The organism is Streptomyces sp. SID5785 (assembly GCF_009870065.1).
Lineage (GTDB): Bacteria > Actinomycetota > Actinomycetes > Streptomycetales > Streptomycetaceae > Streptomyces.
Map to the genome: position 1 here is coordinate 1 of NZ_WWIA01000712.1, position 2,281 is coordinate 2,281.

The 2,281-nt window shown below is 71.3% G+C and carries 2 protein-coding genes; both read right to left on the reverse strand.

Features of this window, described 5'->3' with window-relative positions; all coding sequences use genetic code 11:
* Positions 1 to 31 precede the first annotated feature (31 nt).
* Positions 32 to 1,315 carry a glycosyl hydrolase gene (locus GTW43_RS23335; protein WP_161303984.1) on the reverse strand — a complete coding sequence of 428 codons (1,284 nt, stop codon included), beginning with the start codon at positions 1,313 to 1,315 and terminating at the stop codon, positions 32 to 34.
* 366 nt (positions 1,316 to 1,681) lie between these two features.
* Positions 1,682 to 2,092 carry a rodlin gene (locus GTW43_RS23340; RefSeq protein WP_161303985.1) on the reverse strand — a complete coding sequence of 137 codons (411 nt, stop codon included), beginning with the start codon at positions 2,090 to 2,092 and terminating at the stop codon, positions 1,682 to 1,684.
* Positions 2,093 to 2,281 lie beyond the last annotated feature (189 nt).

Consider the following 2,281-nt stretch of genomic DNA (forward strand, 5'->3'; position numbering starts at 1 on the left):
CCCGGACGCGACCTGATCCGCCGGACAGGCCCTAACCGCGTCCCGGCAGCCGCTCCCACCACTCCAGGCGCAGGCACAGCGTGCCGCCCAGCCAGTGCCGCACCCAGTCACCGAGGTGCAGCGGCGTGCAGTCCGGCGGCCGGGTGCCCGAGGGCGTCGGTGCGGTGGGCTCGACCGGCGTCGCACTCGACCCGGGCTTGTCGCGGCCGGTCAGCGCGGCCCGGTAGACCTCGGAGGCCTTCGGGTTGCGCGTGCACTGCCACACGCCGTGGGGGCAGTAGTCGGTGAGCGTGTTGTAGAGCGGCGCGTGCCGGTCCATCCACGCGAGCATCCGGCGCATGTACTCCGGGTTGTCGCCGTTGCGGAACAGCCCCCACTCCGGGTACGAGACCGGCTTGCCGTGCTCCTTCGCGAAGTCGACCTGTGCCTGCAGCCCGTACGGTTCGGAGACCTGCTCGTCGAAGGACATGCCGCGCGGCTGGTCGTAGGAGTCCATCCCGACGATGTCGACGGTGTCGTCGCCCGGGTAGCACTGGGTCCACGGCACCGCGTCCCGCCCCCGGCTCGGCGTGAAGTCGAAGCGGAACTTCTGCCCCGGCACCGAGCGCATCACGGTGACGATCCGCTTCCAGTACGTCTTCCAGGCCGCGGGGTCGGGCCCGCAACGGTGCGTGTACGTCGTGCCGTTCATCTCCCAGCCGAGCACCAGCACGGTGTCCGGCACCCGCAGCGCGACGAGCCGCTCGGCCAGTGCCTTGAAGTGCGCGTCGAACGCGCCGTCCGCGCCGCGCCGCAGCAGCGACCGCACCTGGGCGTCGGGCACCCGCTCCTCGTTGCGCTCCAGCATCGGCACGTTGAGCACGAAGATCCGGTCGTCGCGCTCCCTGCGCCACTTTGCCCACGCGTCGAGGAAGGTGGGGCTGCCCTCGATGTTGTCCCAGCGGTCGCCCGGCAGATAGGTGTGCCCGACGCGCAGGTCCGCGCCGCCGAGCCAGCGGGACAGCTCGCCCATCCGCGTCACCCCGTCCGGCCCGTAGTCCAGGTACGCGCCGAACGCCGCGTGCCGGGCGGGGGCGGGCGGTTCGGGCGTCGGGGTGGTGGTGGGCGTGGTCGGCGGGGTCGTCGGTGTCGTCGGGGTCGTCGTGGGGGACGACGGGGTGGGCGTGGCGGCCGGGGACGGGTCGTCGCGCCCGGCCGCGCCGGCCGCGTCCGGCACACTCACCACGCCGCCGGCCGCGAGCACCAGGGAGGCCAGCGCCCCCGCCGCGATCAGCGGAAGTCTTCCTCGGTATGCCCCTCGGCGTGGTCGGACCATGGCTGCTCCCAGTGCGGCGGCGTCGTTCTTGACATGGGGTCATGTGTGCCCAGGGACGACGCCGTGTCATCGCGCGTACCGCCGTACGGGGGAGTGCCGCGCATCCGTACGCCGTGGACCTCCTTGGGGTGACGCGCCGCGCGAACGGGTGAATCGGTTCTGCGTCGGGAGCGTGCCGTGGTCCACTGAGATCCGGTTCCCTGGGACCGGCCACCTCGTTCGCCTTCCAGCCGACGGCCCGGTGCCGTTGGGCGGTCGCGGTGGCGGGTCGTGCCCCCCAGTCGGCCGACAGCACAAAAGCCCGGGCCGCCCGTCGTCACGACGGGCGGCCCGGGCCTTTTCGGGTCCTACGGGATCAGGCGTCGATCAGCCGTTGCCGGCACCGTTGCCGGACAGGACCGGGATGTCGCTCAGGATGTGCGACAGCGGCTCGTCGCCCTTGGCCTGCGTCGAGTTCTCCGTGCACTGCTGGTTCTGCGGCGAGGACAGGACGTTGATGTCCTGGACCGCGACCGGCACGACACCGACGAGCGAGCCGACGTTGCCCTTGACCGGGAGGCCGACACAGGGCTTGTTGAGCGAGCCCTGGACCAGGCCGAGCTGCGGGCTCATGTCGCCTTCGGTCATCGAGTTGCCGAAGGCCTGCGAGGCGCCGTTGCCGCTCAGCGACGTGGTGCCGCCGTCGTCACCCAGCGCGAGGGCCTGCGTCGCACCCGCGGCGGACACGCCGACGACGGAGACGGCGACCGCGGCCGTGGCCATAACCTTCTTGAGCATTCTTCTGTTCCTTTTTTCGACAGGCACCGGTTGCTGCGAACGGGACAACTCTGTGGGGTGCCGACAAGTTCTGCCGGTTCACTCGAATGCCGGTATCCGTCGTACTGCGATCGCTGCCGCAAACCTGAGCGAAGGGCCCCGTCCGGGTGAACCACGACAACCGATCGCACGCAGCGGAGTTGATCCAGG